Below are 18,245 nucleotides of genomic sequence, written 5' to 3' on the forward strand. Positions count from 1 at the left end.
TTTGGGCCACCGGGGTCGAGCTGCCACTCACCGGTTGGGGAGCAGGCCGAACCACCCGGGCCCAGCGCGAAGCGTCGCGGCGCGCTGGCGAATCAGCGAAATCTGTCCCACCCACTGCAAAAAGCGACTACTGAGTAGCTGATCGCCCACCCCTGTCCGGTGAGCGTCACGACTAACGATCGCCTGGCCAGGCGGAGTGGCCCGTTATCTCCTGCTTGCGCGTCGGTAGCCGATAGTCGCGGGGATGGCGAAGAGGATGATCGCGCCGAGGCACCAGGTGAGGGTGAGGGTTAAGGGGCGGGCGAGCGGGCCCTCCAAGGCAAGGGCTTTCATGGCGTCTACGGCGACGGACATGGGTTGGTTACGGACTACCGGTTGGATCCAGTGGGGGTAGGCGGCCAGGGGGACGAAACCGGTGCTGAAGAACATCATCAGGGAAGTAAGGATGGTGATGCCTTCCACCAGGGCGGCTTTGGCGGTGAAGACGGCTACCGAGGTGACCACGGTGGCGAAGGCCAGGCCGAAAAGTACTGGGATGGTGAGGAATACGAGGGTGGGGAGGAAGCCCTGGTGGAAGCGGAAGCCGAGTAGGTAGCCGACGAGGATGATGGCCAGGGTGCCTACGAAGATGCGGCAGCCTTCGGCGATGATGCGGGAGGCGAGGCCGGAGGCGCGGTGTACAGGCAGCACCCAGAAGCGGGCGAGTAGGCCTGCTTCACGTTCGCGGCCGAGCAGGACACCGCAGGCGACGGCGCCGGAGACGGCACCGGTGATGGTGACCATCGGGACGGAACCGTAGAGGGCGCTGTCGCCGGTGAACTTCCGAATCTGGCCGCCGACAACCGTTTCCAGCATGATCAGCAGCAGGCAGGGGATGATCAGGGCTTCCAGCAGGGTGATCGGGTTACGCACCCAGCGCAGCAGCAGGCGTTGCGTCTGAATCATGGTGTGCCGCACCAGAGATGCGGACGATACCTCGGATTGGCTGCGGACATCTTCGGTGCGATCGGCGAGTAGTGCCATCATGCCCTCCCCGAGCTCAGCCGGATGGTCAGCGGAATGCACAGGATGAGAATCGCGGCCGTCCAGGCCAGTGACGGCCCCATCAGCGACCACGTCACCTGGCCCGCGTTGCCCAACGTGTCGCCGGCCAATGCGCGCAGGGCGAGCACGAACTGCGACACCGGCTGATTGCGCACGAACGGCTGCACCCACGCCGGAAACTGGTGTGCCGGAGCCAGGCCCGCCGACAGCATGCCGAAGATCAAGGGCGGCAGCACAAGTGCCTGGGTAACCGCTTCTGGGCTGCGTGACACCGTGCCGATCACATCGGCGCCGAGCGTCAGTGCGGTGCCGATGAGCATCGACAACAGCAGGAAGCCGATGGTGTGCGCGGTATCCAGATAGAACCGGAACCCGATGACGTAACCACAGGCAATGGCAGCACACAGCGATAGCGCCAGCCGGAAGACATTGCCGGACATCCGTGCCGCGGCGGGCACGAGCCGCCCGACCGGCATCGACCCGAATCGCCGATTGAGACCGGCCACCGAGTCGGTGGCCGACCGGAAGGCCGCCGAGATGGCGGTGAACGCGGCGGCCTGCAGCACCACGAGGGGCATCATGAACTGGGCATAGCTGCTGAATCCGGTGCCCGCGAACGTCATCACCGTCTTCAACGGAATGTAGAACCCGGCGGTGAAGGTCGCGGGGGCCAAGATCGAGGTCAGTACCTCACCGGTCTTGACCGAGGGCACGATCAGCCGAGTCGTGAGCACCCACCACTGCCGCGCTCGATCCGGCGTCGCTCTGACATCGGCCAGCCAGGTACCCGCGGTCACGAGACCGCCTCCACATCAACAGCTTTCGCGTCGATATGGCCGTCGGTGGAAGCAAGGTGCCCGGTCAACTGGAGGAACACATCATCGAGCGAAGGCCTGCGCAGCGCGATGTCGACCAGCTCCACCTCCGCCCCGTCCAAGCGGCGCAACGCCTCCGCGAGTGTCTTCGCGCCGTCCGGAGCGGGGATGGTGATGCGGTCCGAGTCGGGTGTCATCGCGGCTCGATTGTCCTCCGGCAACAGCGTTCCGAGCGCATCGGCGATGACGGACAGATCCTTCAGATCCAGCGGCACCACTTCGCAGTAACTGCCACCGGTCCGCGACTTCAGTTCGTCCGCGGTGCCCTGCGCGATCACCACGCCGTGATCGATCACGATGATCCGGTCACTCAGTGCGTCGGCCTCTTCCAGATATTGAGTGGTGAGCAACGTGGTGATGCCCGCCTTCTTGAAACTGCGCACCAGATCCCAAACCCCTTGCCTGCTGCGCGGATCCAGCCCGGTCGTCGGTTCGTCGAGGAACACCACATCCGGCCGGACGACAAGACCGCAGGCAATGTCGATACGCCGCCGCATACCTCCCGAATAGGTGCCGACCCGGCGGCCTGCCGCGCTGACCAGATCGAACTCGGTGATCAGCTCGTCCGCGCGAGCACGGGCGGCCCGCTTGCGCAGTCCCATCAACCTGCCGAACATCACGAGATTCTCGTAGCCGCTGAGCATGTCGTCGAGCGCGGCATACTGTCCGGTCAGCATGATGGATCGGCGCACCGCCGCCGGATCGGCGACGACATCGTGCCCGGCGACCAGCGCCCGGCCCCGGTCCGGCGCGATGAGCGTCGAGAGGATGTTCACCATGGTGGTCTTGCCCGCGCCGTTCGGGCCGAGGATGCCGAGGATCTCACCCGGCGCCGCCGCGAAATCGACTCCGCGCAACGCCTTGACGGCGCCGAACGATTTCTCGACTCCCTCGACGACTACGCCCTGATCGGAATTCATGCCTGTCCCTTCCAATGTTCGTCGAGTACGCGCGCGATGACCGGCAGTACGTGCGGCGCGGTCAGCTCGTTATGGGTGACGTCGATGTCGTAGTTGAGGACGTCCCCGGTCGCGTACGGCCGCCAGCCGTGCGGGCCGACGACGTCGGAGCTGTCCACGGTCGCGCTGAAATACAGCACGTCACCGTCGAATACCGGCCGCTGATAGCCCGCTCGGGCACGCGCCGCCGCGTTGTACGACTCGGCCAGCCGCTCGATCATGTCCGCGTCGACGATCGTCAGTCCGCCGAGCCGGTCGCGGATGAGGTCAGCGGCCTCGCCCGCGGTGGCCTCGGCGGGCACGTCGTGGATCCCGAAGATCGCGCCGAAACTGTTGACGAAGGCTCCCGCCGTGAGCTGCTCGACGGCGTCGCCGTCGACGTCGGCGGTATCGGAATCCAGCAGCGCGAGCAGCCCGACCCGGTCACCGGTTTCCTGCAGCAGGGCCGCGATCGCATGCGCGATCAGCCCGCCGAACGACCAGCCGAGCAGGTGATACGGGCCGGACGGCTGGATGGCGCGGATCTCGCGCACGTACCGGGCGGCGAACTCTTCGATCGAGCGCAGGGACGGTTCGTTGCCGCTGAGATCAGGCGCCTGCAAGGCGTAGATCGGGCGGCCCGGACGCAGCGCCTGCGCGAATCCCAGGTAGCTCCAAGAGATTCCGGAGGACGGATGGATACAGAACAGCGCGGGCTCGGTGCCTTCTGTCCGGATCGGCAACACCACGTCCAGCCCGAGGGTGGCTGCCAGCGCCGGTTGACCGGCCGCGACCGCCGCTGCCTCCTCGGCCGCGGCGGCCGCCGCGGCCGGAGTTCCGGTGAACGTGGCCGCAGCACGGAGCGCATCGACCCACAGACCGGCCAGCTCGGCGACCTCACCACGGTCCAGCAGCGTCTTCGGGAAGGTGAAGTCCGTTCGCAGTCGATCACCGACCACAGCCGCGTTCACCTCGAGCACCGACGGTGCCGGGGCCCGGGGATCTTCGCCGGTGGCCAGATCACCGAACTCGTCGGTCGGTGTCCAGCCGAGGCCGTCCAGCCCGGCCGGGACATCGCCGACGGTGCTACGGCCGTGATAGCTGAAGCTGATCTGCCCCGAGTTGGCCCCGCCCAGTTGCGGTGCCGTGTCGGGATTGAGATAGCGCAGCAGCCCGAACCCGATGCCGTTGTCCGGCACCGACTTCAGTTGATGCTTCACCGCGCGGATCGCCGCACCCAGCGCCGGCCCGCCCGCGAACGCATCGTCGACGTCGACGCTGTCCAGCTCGAACCGCACCGGGTAGCTGGTAGTGAACAAGCCGATCGTGCGAGCTGGCGCCGCACCGCGGAGCACCCTGCCGTCACCCTCGAGCCGGATCATGATGTCCGTCTCGGTCTCCCCGGATCGTCGTGCCCGCCAGCGCATCAGCGACAGCGTGAGCGCGGTGAGCAGGATATCGCCTGCGGTGCCCGCGAATTGGGTGGGCAAAGTGGTCACCACCGCGGTGGTGACTTCTGCCGACACCTCGCATCGCACGGTGCGCAGCGTGTGCGCCTGATCAACAGTCGAGTCCAGCGCGCGGGCGCCGAGCAGCGGGTCCGCGCCCGCCAGCACGCCTTGCCAATGCCCGAGCTCGAAAACCCGCTCGGCCGAGCGCGCTTCGTCCACGAGGGCATGCGCCCACCGCCGCATCGACGTGCCGGTCTCGGCGAGCACCGGGGCATTGCCGACCGACACCTGTGCCCAGGCGGCCATCAGGTCCGGCAGCAGAACGCCCCACGAGGCGTCATCGATCAGCAGGCGGTGCACCAGCACGATGAGCCGACCGGCCCTGGTCCGTGCCCCGGCATCGCCGACCGGATCGAGCCAGAGGAACCGCAGCACAATGCCGTTCGCCGGATCCAGTCGGTATGACCCGGAATTCAGTTCCGCGGCAACGTATTCGCGCAGATCGATCGGATCGGCGGCCCCGTCGAACTCGACGCGGTGCACCAAGGCGTCGACATCGACCGAGCCGGGCGCACGCACCGCCAGATGCCAGCCGTCCACCTCGTTCGCCAGCCGCGCACGCAGGATGTCGTGCCGGTCGACGGCCGCCGCGAGCGTGGCGACCAGCTGTGCCCGCTCGATGCCGACCGGCAGCTCGAGCACCGCCGTCCGAGCCGAACGGAGCTGCCCGCCTCGCTCGATCAGGTACCGCATCATCGGCGTGAGCGGCACCTCGCCGATGCCGCCGTCGGGCAGCTCGGCCAGGGTCACCATGGCATCGCCGGCGCCCACCGCCGCGGCCAGCGCCGCTACCGTGCGGTGCTCGAACACCTGCAAGGGCGTGCAGACGATGCCGCGCTGTTTCGCCCGCGACACCAGCTGGATCGCGAGAATGCTGTCGCCGCCGAGCTCGAAGAACGAATCGTCGACACCCACCTTGTCGCGACCGAGCAGCTCGGCGACGATCTGCGCCAGCGCTTCCTCCGTCGGCGTCCGTGGCGCCAGGTATTCGGTCTCCTCGGCACTGAATTGCGGCGCAGGCAAGGCTTTCCGGTCGAGCTTGCCGACCGCGGTGAGCGGGATCTCGTCCAGGACGACGAAGGCGGACGGGACCATATAGCCGGGCAGGGTATCTGCCGCGATGGCGCGTACGCGGGCGATGTCGAGCTGTACGTTCGGTTTACGCACCAGGTAGGCCGCCAATGCGGTCGAGCCTGCGGGGCCCTTGACACCGAGTGTGAGAGCGAAATCGATGCCGTCGATCCGACCGAGCACGGCATCGATCTCACCCAGCTCGATCCGCTGCCCGCGCACCTTGACCTGGAAATCGGTGCGGCCCAGGTACTCCAGCGTCAACGCGCGCTCTGGCGAATCGTGCGTCCAGCGCACCAGGTCGCCCGTGCGATACATCCGTTCGCCCGGCGCCCCATAGGGATTCGCGACGAAACGGCCTGCCGTGAGTCCATGCCGCGCGTGGTAACCACGCGCCAACGCGGGCCCCGCGAGATAGAGCTCGCCTGCGACACCGATCGGAACCGGATGCAGCCGATCGTCGAGCACCATAGCGGACGCACCGCGGATGGGCGGGCCGAGCGAGACCGTCGCACCAGGAACCAGTTCGGAACCCGTTGCCACAACGGTGAACTCGGTCGGCCCGTACAGATTCACCATCCGCCGGTTCCGCGCGCCGCGCCGTCGATCGCCGCGACCGCGCTGATCCGCCGTGTCGGAGCCGATCCACCGCTCGATGAGCTCGGCCCCCACCGCCTCGCCACCCACCGCGAGCACCCGCACTCCGGAAACCTCGGCGGGATCGATGGTGGCGAGCGCGGACGGGGTGATCATCACGTGCGTGACCTGCTCCGAGTCGATCAGCTCGGCGAGCGCGCTACCACCGAAGACCTCCGCGGGCGTGACGACCGAGGCACCGCCCCGCCCGAATGCCATCAGCGCCTCCAGAATCGAGGCGTCGAAACTCGGTGAGGCAACATGCAAGACCCGGGAGCTCGAATCCAGGTCGAGCAGGTCACGTTGCGCCGCAACGAAGTCCGCGACACCGCGATGTGAGACGGAGACGCCCTTCGGCGTACCCGTCGACCCGGAGGTGTAGATCAGCCAGGCGGGGTTGTCCAGCCGGACCGGTCGTGGCAACTCGCTGTCCCGCAGTGGGCGCGGGCTGGCGGCAGACCAGCGTTCCACCAGAGCCAGATCGTCGAGCACCAGCCACTGCGTGCTGTCCGGCAGCATCGATCGGTAGGCGACCATCGTGAGGCCCACGCGCGCACCGGAATCGGTGAGCATGTGATCGATCCGCTCGATCGGGTGCTTCGGATCGACCGGCAGGAAGGCCGCGCCGATCTTCGCCGCCGCCCACATCCCGGTGAGCAGGTCGGGCGAGCGCGGCAGGCCGAGGGCGACCACGGTTTCCGGGCCCGCTCCCGCCGCCAGCAGGAGCCGAGCCAGCCGATTGGCGTGCGCGTCGAGTTCCCGGTAGGTGGTCGTGTCACCGGCGGCGACTACGGCGGGACGATTCGGGTATCGGGCCACGGTCGCGGCGAGCAGCTCGGGAAGTGTTGTCGCTCCGATGCTTTCGAGGCCACGCACCGGCACCAGCGTCGTGCGCTCGCTGTCGTCGAGGATGTCGATATCGGCGACACGAACGTCCGGCTCGGCCATGACGGTCGCGAGCACGCGCCGCCAGCGCGTGGCGAACGATGTCACCGTCGCCTCGTCGAACAGGTCGGTCGCGTAGGTCAGCACACCGGCCAGCCCGGCCGGACCCGTCGCGTCGAAGCGCTCACGCAGGTCCAGGGTCAGATCGAATTGCGAAGCGCGCCGGTCGAAGTCCTCCACCTCGAAGCGCAGGCCGGGCAGCTCGAGCACCGGCTCGATGAAGTTCTGCAGCGACAGCGACACTTGGAACAGTGGATGATGCGCGGTCGACCGTGCTGGATTCAACGCCTGGACAAGTCGTTCGAAGGCCACGTCGGCGTTCGCGAACGCGTCGAGATCGGCCGAGCGGACCGCGGTCAGGAAGTCGAGGAACCCGGCACCGGGATCGACGGCGGTGCGCAAGGCGAGTGTGTTGACGAACATGCCGACGAGCTCGTCCAGGACTTCCTCGCCGCGCCCGGCCACCGGTGTCCCGACCACCACGTCGTCGGTGCCGCCGAGCCGGGCCAGCAGGACGGCGAGCGTCGCGTGCACGACCATGAACACGCTGACGTTGTGCCTTCCGGCGAATTCGACCAAGGCGCTGTGCTGTTCGGCATCGACGGCGAACTCGACGTCGGCGCTGCGCATCGTCTGCACGGCGGGTCTCGGCCGGTCCGCGGGCAGCTCCAGCACATCCGGGGCCCCGGCCAGGGTGTCGGTCCAGAACCGAACCTGGCGCGCCGCCAACGATTCCGGATCGGACTCGCTGCCGAGCACCTCGCGATGCCACAGCGCGAAATCGGCGTACTGCACGGCAAGCGGCACCCGGGTGGTCTTCGCACCCGACGAGCGCTCCGAGTACGCGGCGACCAAGTCGGCTGCCAGCGGTGCCATCGACGCACCGTCCGCGCTGATGTGATGCACCACCAGCACGACAACGTGCACCGCATCGGTTTCGGCGGCTACCGGAGTACCGCCCACCGGATCGTCGGGATTCGACTCCATGGAATGGCCGGATGACACGGCAGCCACACCGGCCGATGGGCTGGCGGATACGGCTGGAGCGCCGACGAACGGCCCTGACGAGACCGGCCCGGACCCGGCGATGCGCGCGGATGGAACCGGCGCACGCCCGGCAGCGGTGGACGCGACGGACACCGGCCCGTTGGCAGCACGGTCCATTGCCGCGGAACGCCCGGCGATGCGGAACAGTCCGACGCGCAGCGGCGGTTCCTTGGCGATGTCGAATCCCTTGCCCGCCAGGGCATTGATCCGATCCCGCAGGGGCGCACCATCTTCGGTCTCGATCACCACCAGTGCGGGCGCCGCCGACTCGGCGCCCATGATCACCTGACGCGGGCCTTCGGAGTCGGCAGGGTAGATCGTGCGCAGGCTTTCGTGCCGATCGATGACGTCGGTCAAGGCCTGACGCATCGCGTCGACGTCGAGTTCGCCGGTCAACCGCAGGGCGACCGCGATGTTGTACGCGGGCGAGGCGGGATCGAGCCGGTTGAGCACCCACATGCGCTGCTGCGCGGGCGACAGCGGCACGCGATCCGGCCGGATCCGCGGCGCGAGCGCGAGGCGGCCGGGCCGCTCGCCGTTCGCCGGGACCACCCGCGCCGACAGCTGCGCGACGGTGGGTGCGTCGAACAGGTCGCGCAGCGCGATGGTCGAGCCGAGGGCCGAATTGACCCGCGCGACAACCTTGGTCGCGCTGAGCGAGTTGCCGCCCAGTTCGAAGAACGACTGGTCGACGCTCACCCGCTCGTTACCGAGTACTTCGCCGAACACCTCGGCAACGGCCTGCTCGACCGGCGTGCGCGGCGCGAGGTAGGGCCGGTTGGTGTCCGAGAAGTCCGGCACCGGAAGGGCTTTGCGGTCCAGCTTGCCGACCGGCGTCAACGGAATCGAGTCCAGCACAACGAGATAGCCGGGCACCATGTACCCGGGCAGCTCTCCGGCGATCCGCACGCGCAGCCGCTCGGTATCCAGCTCGACGCCCTCGGCGGGCAGCACATACGACACCAGCACGGTCGCACCGGCGGGCCCGGACCGGCCGATGGTCACCGCGTACTCGACCTCCTCGTCGCGCGACAGCACCGCGTCGATCTCGCCGAGTTCGATGCGCAGACCACGAATCTTGACCTGGAAGTCGCTGCGCCCCAGGTACTCCAGCTCATAGTCGTCGCGACCGTCGACCCAGCGCACCATGTCGCCGGTCCGGTACATCCGCTCACCCGGCGCGCCGAACGGGTCGGCGACGAACCGGCTCGCCGTCATCTCGAAACGGTTGAAGTAGCCGCGCGCGAGTGCGGGGCCCGCCAGATACAACTCACCCGCGACACCGACGGGCACCGGCCGCAACCAGGTGTCGAGCACCATGTTCGCCGCGCCACGGATCGGCCCGCCGATCGTGATCGGTTCGCCCGCAACAAGTTCCGCCGGTCCGGTGGCCCAGATGCTGAACTCCGTCGGGCCGTAGAGGTTCACCATCCGCCGGCCGGTCGACCAGCGTTCGATCAGCTCCGGCGTCGCCGCCTCACCGGCCACCGACAGCACCCGCAGGTGCTCGAGATCGGTCGGCTCCATGGTGGCCAGCGCGGACGGCGTGATCACCGCGTGGGTCACCCGCTCGGTGCGCAACAGTCGTTCGAGTTCCGCGCCGCCGTAGACATCCGGCGGCGAGACCACCAGCCTGCCGCCTGCCCCGTGGGCGGTCAACAATTCGAATACCGAGGCGTCGAAGCTCGGCGACGCCACCTGCAGCGCGCTTGCCGTCGGATCGAGATCGAGCGAATCACGTTGGGTAGAAACCAGATTCGCGATGCCGCGATGACTGAGCAGCACGGCCTTCGGCTTACCGGTGGAACCCGAGGTGTAGATCAGATACGCCGTCTGGTCGATATCGATCGGACCGCCGCGCTCCTCGTCGGTGATGGGGTCGGCGGAGACGGTCATCACGCGGCGGATGGTGTTCAGGTCGTCGAGCAGCAGCCAGTCGATGCTGCCGGGCAGCGTCTCGCCGGTCGCGGTGACGGTCACACCGATGGGCGCCTTCGAGTCGGTGAGCATGTGCTCGATCCGCTCGACCGGATAGTTGGGGTCCAGCGGCGCGAACGCCGCGCCCGATTTGGCGAGTGCCCACACCGCGACCACCGATTCCAGAGAGCGGGTGAGGGCGAGCACGACGAACACCTCCCGCCCGACACCGCGGCGCAGCAGCAGCCGCGCGAAGCGGTTCGACCAGGCGTCGAGTTCGCCGTAGGACATGGTGAGTTCGCCCGCGCTGACCGCGATGGCGTCGCTGTCGATGGCGGCGCCGGCGGCCAGGATTTCCGGTAGCGTGCGCGCCGGCAGCGACGCGGCGCCCCGAACCGGCAGCAGCGCGGCGCGTTCGGCGTCGCCGCAGTACTGCAGGTGCGAGACGAGGGCGCGCGGATTGTCGGCGAGCTGGGTGAGCAGCCCGACGAAACGATCCAGCAGTGGCTGTGCCGCAGCGGGATCGAGCTGATCGGCCATGAATTTCAGGCTGACCCGCAGTGTGTCGTGGCCGTCGGCGCCGCGCAGCGGAATGACCATGAGGTTCAACGGGTATGGCGTCGCGTCGGTGCCTTCGACGTCGAGCACCCGCATGCCCGCGATGTCCAGGGCCTGTGAGAGGGCTTCGCGGTCGATCGGATACGACTCGAAAACGGTGAGGGTGTCGAGCAATTCGGCGAGCCCGACGGCCTGGTGGATGGCGGCCAGCCCGACGTGCTGGTGATCCATCAGCCGAGCCTGCTCGGCCTGCAGGCGGGCGAGCAGATCGACCACCTTCTCGGCCGGGTCGAGCCGCACCCGCACCGGCAGCGTGTTGATGAACAGGCCGACCATCTCCTCGACACCGGCCAGCTCCGGTGGCCGGCCGGAGACCGTGCCGCCGAATACCACATCGGTGCGGCCGGTGAGCATGGCGAGCAGCATCGCCCAGCTCGCCTGCACGAGTGTGTTGACCGTGGCGCCGGATTCGCGAGCGGTCGATTCCAGCCGGGCGACGGTGTCGGCGGACAGGTCGGTGGACACCATCCCGGTCTCGGTCGACTCGATGCCGGCCAGGGTGGGTACCGCGCGGGTCGGGGTGTCGATCCCGGCCAGCGATTCCGCCCAGGCAGCAACGGATTCGGCGTCGTCCCGGTCGGCCAACCACGACAGGAACTCGCGGTAGGAGTGCGCGGGCGGCAGCGCGGACGCGTCGCCCGCGGTGACGTAGAGCGCGAGCAGCTCGCGCACCAGCAGCGGCGTCGACCAACCGTCCAGCACCAAATGGTGATTGGTGAGGACGAACTGGTAGGCGTCGGCGGCGGTCTTGATCAGGGTGAACCGCACCAGCGGCGGCCGGGTGAGTTCGAACCGGGTGCGGGCGTCCACCGCGATCACCCGCTCCAGTTCCCGCTGCCGTGCGTCGCCCTCGGTGATGTCGGTGAGATCGACGTCTTGCCACTGGATTTCGGCGTCGGCCAGCACGAGCTGGCGGGGACCGTCGTCGGTTTCCACGTAGGCGACCCGCAGGTTCTCATGCCGAGCCACCAAAGCCTGTGCGGCGGTACGCAATCGGGCGGCGTCGACGGTGCCGGCCAGGGTGAGCAGCGACTGCACGGTGTATCCGTCGGCGGTGTCGGAGTCGTACAGCGCGTGGAAGAGCAGGCCGTACTGCAGCGGCGAGAGCGGCCAGACGTCGGCGAGGTCGGGGTAATCGCGTTCCCACGTGTCGATCTGCCGCTGCGTCACCGACACCAGGTCGAAGTCGGACGGTGTGCGCCCGCCCGAGCCCGCGGACTCCGCGTGCGCGGCGAGTGCCCGCAGCGCCTCGGTCCAGAGTTCGGCGAGCTGGGCGACGTCGTTCGCGTCGAGCAGTCGAGAGGCGTAGGCCCAGGTCACTTCCATGCCTGCGTCGGTGAGCACCGCGTTGATGTCGACGACGGCGGCCAGCGGAGCACGATCGTCCTGGGTGGCCGCAAAGCGTTGGGGCAGCCAAGGTCCCGTTTCCGAGCCGGTGTTCGCTCGGCCCAGATAATTGAAGCTGATCTGCGGGATGGGGCTATCGGCCAGTGCCGCAGCGGATTCGGCAGTGAGGTAGCGCAGCATGCCGAAGCCGATGCCCTTGTCCGGCACCGTCCGCAGCTGTTCCTTCGTTGCCTTGATCGCGGTCCCCGCCGCCGAACCACCGGCGAACGCGTCAGTGAGATCGATACCCGCCAGATCGACCGCCACCGGGTACACGCTGGTGAACCAACCCACCGTGCGCGCGACATCCGCGCCGGGCAGTATCTCCTCCGCGCGTCCGTGGCCCTCCAGGGTGAACAGCGTCGCGGTCCGTCCGCGCCACCGGCCGACTGCCATCGCGAGCGCGGCAAGCAGCACATCATCTGCGCCGCAATGGAATCGGTCGGGCGCGGTGCTGAGCACGGTCTGCGCGATCGCCGGATCGATGACGGTCTGGTGGTGGGCCATCGTCGCGACGACGTCGACGGCCGGATCGGGGAGGTCGGCCCCGAGCGCCGGGTCGGGTGTCGCCAGGATGCCCTGCCAGAGCGGCAGTTCGGCGGCACGCACACTGGCCTGCTCGGCCTGGCCGTGTGCCCAGCGTCGGAACGAGGTCCCCACGGGAGCGAGCGCTCCACCCATCGCGGCGGTGGCCAGATCCGGCAGCAGAATACGCCAGGAAACACCGTCGGTCACCAGGTGATGCAGCACGAGCCACAGCACGGGCTCGGCCTCCTCGAGGAGCACGAACCGCGCGACGACACCGGCCGCCGGGTCGAGCAGGTCCGCGGCGCGCTGCAATTCGCGTTCGCGCGTCGCCGCGCTGTCCGCACCGGCCGCGACGGCCTCCACCAGCGATTCGGCGTCGATCGTGCCACGTTCGGCAACGGTCCATTCCCAGCCGTCGTCGCCGCGCCGTAGCGCGGAACGCAGCAGATCATGGTGGTCGAGCAACGCCTGCACCGCCGCGACGACCTGCCCCCGTTGAAAGCCGACGGGCAGCCCGACGAGCACCGCCTGGCTGAACCGCGGCCAACTGTCACCCTGATCCAACATGGCATGCACGATCGGCGTGAGCTCGACCGCGCCGACGCCACCACCGGGCAGTTCGTGCACCACCTGCGCCCGCACCTCGGTGGCAACCGCGGCCAGCGCGGCAACGGTCTTGCGCTCGAACACATCCCGCGCGCTGAGCCCGATGCCCGCCGCCTTGGCCCGCGACACCAGCTGAATGGACACGATGCTGTCACCGCCGAGCGCGAAGAAGCTCTCGTCGACCCCGACCGTCGCCAGCCCGAGCACCTCGGCGAACAACGCCGCCAGCGCCTCCTCGCGCGGGGTGGACGGCGCGCGGCTGACGATCGTGCGCGCCCCGAAATCCGGCGCGGGCAACGCCTTCCGGTCCACCTTGCCGAGCGGCGTGAGCGGGATACGGTCGAGCACCATCACCACGGCGGGCACCATGTACGCCGGAAGTGTCTCCCCGGCAGCGGCTTTCAGCGCCTCGGGATGCACCTCGGCACCGGGCTTCGGCAGCACATACGACACCAGCGCGGTGGCGCCGGCGCCGGTCTCGGCGCCGAGGGTGATCGCGAAGTCGATATCCGGCTGCCGTTGCAGCGCGGCGTCGATCTCACCGAGCTCGATACGGAAGCCACGGACCTTCACCTGGAAGTCGCTGCGGCCCTGATACTCCAGCTCTAGCCGGCCGCCGCGGGTGCTCCAGCGCACCAGGTCACCGGTGCGATACATCCGCGCGCCGGCCTCGTAGGGATTGGCGACGAATCGGCCCGCGGTGAGCCCATTGCGCCGGTGGTATCCGCGCGCGAGCCCGGCGCCCGCGAGATACAACTCACCGATGGTGCCGGGCGGCACCGGCCGCAGCCACGGGTCGAGCACCACGGCGCAGACGCCGCGCACAAGGCTGCCGATAGTGACCGGCGCGGCGGGCGCCATCGCCTGGCTCAACGTCACGGTCACGGTGGTTTCGGTGGGGCCGTACCCGTTCAGCAACGTGCGCCCGGCCCACTTGGCCACCAAATCGGGTGGGCAGGCGTCGCCGCCGACGATCACGGTGCGCAGATCGGGCAGCGTCGCCGGATCGAGCGATCCCACCACGGTCGGCGTGACATTGAGGTGGGTGACGCGGTGGGCGCGCAGCACCTGCGCCATCTCCTCGCCCGCGTACGCGGCGGGCGGCACCACGGCGAGTGTGGCACCGGCGGCTAGGGTCACCAGGATCTCCTCGACCGAAATGTCGAAGCTCGGCGATACCGCATGTGCCACCACGGAATCGGCGGTCACCCCGAAACCGGCGGCCGAGCCGGTCGCCAGGTTCGCCAGTCCGCGATGCGAAACCAGCACGCCCTTGGGCAATCCGGTCGATCCCGAGGTGTAGATGATGTACGCGACCTGCTCGAGGTACATCGCGGTGGGCCGCTCGATAGGCCCGGCATCCTGCTCGCGCACCCGCCGCGCGGTCGCCTCGTCGTCGAGAATCAGCCAGTTCACCTTGTCCGGCAACGACTTCCGCGTAGCCGCGACGGTCACACCCGCGACCACGCCGCTGTCGCCGACCATGTGCTCGATCCGGTCGGCCGGATAGGTCGGATCGATCGGCACGAACGCCGCGCCGGTCTTGGCCACCGCGATCATCGCCAGCACCGACTCCACCGACCGGGGAATCGAAATAGCCACGGTGCGTTCAGGTCCGGCGCCCGCGGCGATGAGCACCCTGGCCAGTCGATTGGTGTGCTCGTCTACTTGCCGATAGGTGAACGAGGCTGCCCCGGCCCGAATCGCCACCGCGTCGGGGTCGAGAGCCGCACCGGCCGCGAGGATTTCGGGCAGCGTGCGGGGTGTGACACCGACGGGCCCACGAGCAGGCACCAGCTCGGCCTGCTCGTCATCGGACACCACCGGCACTGTCGAGAGCGCGGCCTCGGTTCCCGCGGCGAGGAAAGCGTGCAGGAACAACAGGAACCGGCGATGCTGCGCCGCCAATTCGGCGTCGCTGTACAGGTTTCCATTGCCCTGGAAGTCGATATGGGTGCTCTCGCCGCCGACGCCCGGATATACGTTGACGAACAGATCATCGATCAACCCGGAGGTCAGCACATGCAGCCGCCCGGTGACCGCGCCGAGCTGAATCCTGGTGTCCACCATCATCAGGTTCACCGAGGGCCCGAATGAGGCGGCCTCGTCCATCGGCCAGCCGAGATCGCGGAAGATGTCCTCCTGGCGGTAGCGCTGCCGCCGCAGCGCCCCGGTCAGCTCGCCCTGCGCCGCCCGGATCACGTCGCCGACCGTCGTGGTCGGCGTCAGCGTCAGCCGCAGCGGAACGACATTGGCGATCATCCCGCCGGATCGGCGCAGTATCGCCGTGGTGCGCGCCGAAACAGGAAGGCTCAGCACAACTTCCGGCGCTCCGGTCATCGCGGCCAGATACGCTCCGAACGCCGCGACAACGGTCGGCGCGACCCCGGACCCGGCGGCCTTCGCGACGGTGTCGAGCAGCGCCGTGGTCTCCTGCGGCAACGCACCCGCGACCCGACTCGGGTGCGCGTCGACCTCGGCGGTGCGCCCGGCCAGACTCACCGGATCGGCCATCCCGTCGAGATGTTCGAGCCAGTGCTCCCGATCGGCGCCGAAACGATCCGAATTGCGGTACGCCAGATCGGCTTCGACGATCTTGCGCAGATCCTCGGCCTTCGCGGCGGGCGGCTGTTTGCCTTCGACCGCCGCGTTGTAGAGCTCACCGGTGCGCTGCACCACGGTCAGCGCGCCCATCCCGTCCAGCACGATGTGATGGATCCGCGAGTACCAGTACCAGCGGTCATCGGCGAGCCGCAGCATCGCGACGCGCACCAGCCGGTCCCTGGTCAACTCCAGCGGCGCCTCGTATTCCGCGCGCATCCACGTGTGCGCGGCCGCCTCCGGGTCGCGTTCGCCGCGCAGATCCATGATGAGCAGGCTGTCGTCCAGGCTGGTGTCCACGAACTGGTACGGATGGCCGTCGACGTCGAGCAGCCGCAGATAGCCGGTGCCGAACTCGCGCCCGGCCTGTCGTGCCGCGTCGGCGAGCGCGTCGAGGTCGATCGGTCCGCTCAACTCGACGTACTGGGCGATCGAAATAGGGGTGTCGCCCGCGATGTGCTGGGCGAACCAGATGCCGCGCTGAGCGGCCGACAGCGGGAAGGCTCCTTCGGGCAGAGCTCCGCCGGTCTCGAGGGGCGAGGGGAGAGGCTGTTGCATGAATAGTCCTACGTTCTTACCGCCCGCAGCTGCCGCGGAGTGACCGCCGCCGGCCAGTGCGGTAGTGGTAGTACCCTGCCGCACAGCTCGCGACAAGATTCATTCTGAACCGATGACGTGTGCACCGATGCCGATTGCCGACAAGTCCGGCAAACATGCCGCTGGGCGCGCCCGAACCAGGTGCGCCCAGTGCGTCAGGCCGCCGTGGGCAGCTGGTCGGCCTCGGTGAGCGGCGCGTCCGAGCCCGCGAGGTAGCGCTGCAGCGTGGAGCGGTCGTCGAGCACCAGCCAAGAGATCGCGTCGGTGAGCTCGCCGCGCTGCGCCTTGGTGGTCACGCCGACGGTGGTGCCGAGCATGAACGTCCGGTCCGCGGCGACGGGTACCGGTGTGGCGCCGATCTTGACGATGGCCCGCTCGGCGACCACGGACTCGATCTCGTCGTCGATGGCGATGGCGACCCGGGTGTTGGCGCCCGCGCCGATCCTGAGCAGCAGCCGGGCCAGTCGGTTCGACCAGCGGTCGAGCTCGGCGTAGGTGAGGGCGCAGTCGTCGGTGGACACCACGACCGCGTTCGGATCGACCTCGGCGACGGGCCGCGTGAGCGGCAGGTGGCGGATGTTGTCGGCGAGCGTATCGGTCAGCGTGTGCATTGTGGTTGTCCCTCGAAGTCGCGGTGCAGAGGTTGTCTTGCGTACCTCTAAATCTCGGCTACGAGGGCGAACTTCGACAGCAACCCAAGCGCTGGTGCTGCTCCCTCCCAGGGTGGGGAATCCTCACCCTTGGGGGGTACTGCGGAATTAGATCAGTCCGTGACGAATCCGTTGAGGGTGCCGTTCAGATCGGTGAGCAACGCGCGGGCGGCCACGAGGCCGTTGCCGTGCCAGACGGTGTCCTCGACGGCGAAGACGCGTTTGTCGGTCGCGGCGCCGAGGTCCTTGAAGGCGTCGGTGCGCATCACCGTCTCGCCGTGCTTCTTGCCCTGTTCACCGGCGAGGATCACGTAGATCAGGTCGCCTTCCACCTTGGTGGCGAACTGGTCGGGGTCGACGTCGAAGGAGGGGCCGCGCTGGGCGGTGGGGCGCTGCACGCCCACGTCGCCGACGACCTGGCCCGCGAAGCTGTTGTTGCCCTGAACCTCGTTGGTATCGGCGGTGAATCGGAGCAGCGAGGCCTGGGTCTGGGTGGCCGAGATCGCGTTACCGATGTCGGTCGCCTCGGTGCGGTAATTGTCCAGCGCGGTGTCGGCGGCGGCGCGGCGGCCCAATCCCGCTGCGAGCGCGGTGAATTCGGCCTGCCAGCTGTTGTTCGCGCCGACCAGCACGGTGGGCGCGATCTGCCGCAGCGCGTCGAAACTCGCAGTGGCGGTGGGGATGTCGCCGAGGATGAGATCGGGGTGCAGGTCGGCGATGAGCGCCGGATTCGGCTGCGCGGCCGTGCCGACGCCCGGAATCTTCAGCACGCCGGTGCCGAGGTAGGCGGGCTGCGGGTCCGGGCCGTCGAGGGTGACCGCGCCGACGACGCGTTCCCACAGGCCGACCGCGCATACCGCATCCAGCGCCGAGGTGGTGAGCACCACGATGCGCTGCGGATCGGCGGGCACCTCCGAGACACCGGCGGCGTGCGTGACACTGCGCGTGCTGCCGCCGGCCGGATCGGGTGCGCTCGGCAGCGCGCAGGCCTTGCTGGTGTCGCGTTCGAGCCCGACGACGCCCGCACCGGCGATGTTCGTGGTGGTGCGGACGATGCTGCTCGCGTCGTCGGGCTTGCTGCTGCAGCCCGCCGCGACGACGGTCGCGGACAACGCCGCGACGGCGACGATCCGGCGGGCCACGCGGGCGGTGCCGGATCGGGGTGAAGCTGTGCGGTTTCGGGTGCGAACGAAGGCGCTCAGCGGCATGCGGGTGAGGGTACATGCGTGGGCGCGGCCGGAGGGGGACAGGTCAGCGCCACCGCGTGCCGTATTC

Annotated in this window: 6 protein-coding genes; all 6 read right to left on the reverse strand. The window is 68.7% G+C overall.

The features are described from left to right. Nucleotides 1-204 precede the first annotated feature (204 nt). The 6 genes from ABZ942_RS01465 to ABZ942_RS01490 all read right to left on the reverse strand — a co-directional run bounded on the left by ABZ942_RS01465 (nucleotide 205) and on the right by ABZ942_RS01490 (nucleotide 18,178). On the reverse strand, nucleotides 205-1,023 hold the full coding sequence (locus ABZ942_RS01465; protein ID WP_357379319.1) for an ABC transporter permease: 819 nt from the start codon (nucleotides 1,021-1,023) through the stop codon (nucleotides 205-207). Beyond that, nucleotides 1,023-1,841: an antibiotic transporter gene (locus ABZ942_RS01470; protein WP_357377907.1), complete on the reverse strand. Its 819-nt coding sequence runs from the start codon at nucleotides 1,839-1,841 to the stop codon at nucleotides 1,023-1,025. The genes ABZ942_RS01465 and ABZ942_RS01470 overlap by 1 nt, the downstream gene beginning before the upstream one ends. Continuing rightward, entirely contained in the window at nucleotides 1,838-2,839 is a 1,002-nt protein-coding gene (locus tag ABZ942_RS01475; protein ID WP_357377909.1) for an ATP-binding cassette domain-containing protein, read from the reverse strand. The genes ABZ942_RS01470 and ABZ942_RS01475 overlap by 4 nt, the downstream gene beginning before the upstream one ends. Then, the gene (locus tag ABZ942_RS01480; RefSeq protein WP_357377911.1) at nucleotides 2,836-16,281 is read right to left on the reverse strand and encodes an amino acid adenylation domain-containing protein; all 13,446 of its coding nucleotides are present in this window, start codon (nucleotides 16,279-16,281) and stop codon (nucleotides 2,836-2,838) included. The genes ABZ942_RS01475 and ABZ942_RS01480 overlap by 4 nt, the downstream gene beginning before the upstream one ends. Nucleotides 16,282-16,475: 194 nt before the next feature. Beyond that, nucleotides 16,476-16,931: an AMP-binding protein gene (locus ABZ942_RS01485; RefSeq protein WP_357377913.1), complete on the reverse strand. Its 456-nt coding sequence runs from the start codon at nucleotides 16,929-16,931 to the stop codon at nucleotides 16,476-16,478. 152 nt (nucleotides 16,932-17,083) lie between these two features. Continuing rightward, on the reverse strand, nucleotides 17,084-18,178 hold the full coding sequence (locus ABZ942_RS01490) for an ABC transporter substrate-binding protein (RefSeq protein WP_357377915.1): 1,095 nt from the start codon (nucleotides 18,176-18,178) through the stop codon (nucleotides 17,084-17,086). Nucleotides 18,179-18,245 lie beyond the last annotated feature (67 nt).

Source organism: Nocardia sp. NPDC046473 (assembly GCF_040645995.1).
GTDB lineage: Bacteria > Actinomycetota > Actinomycetes > Mycobacteriales > Mycobacteriaceae > Nocardia.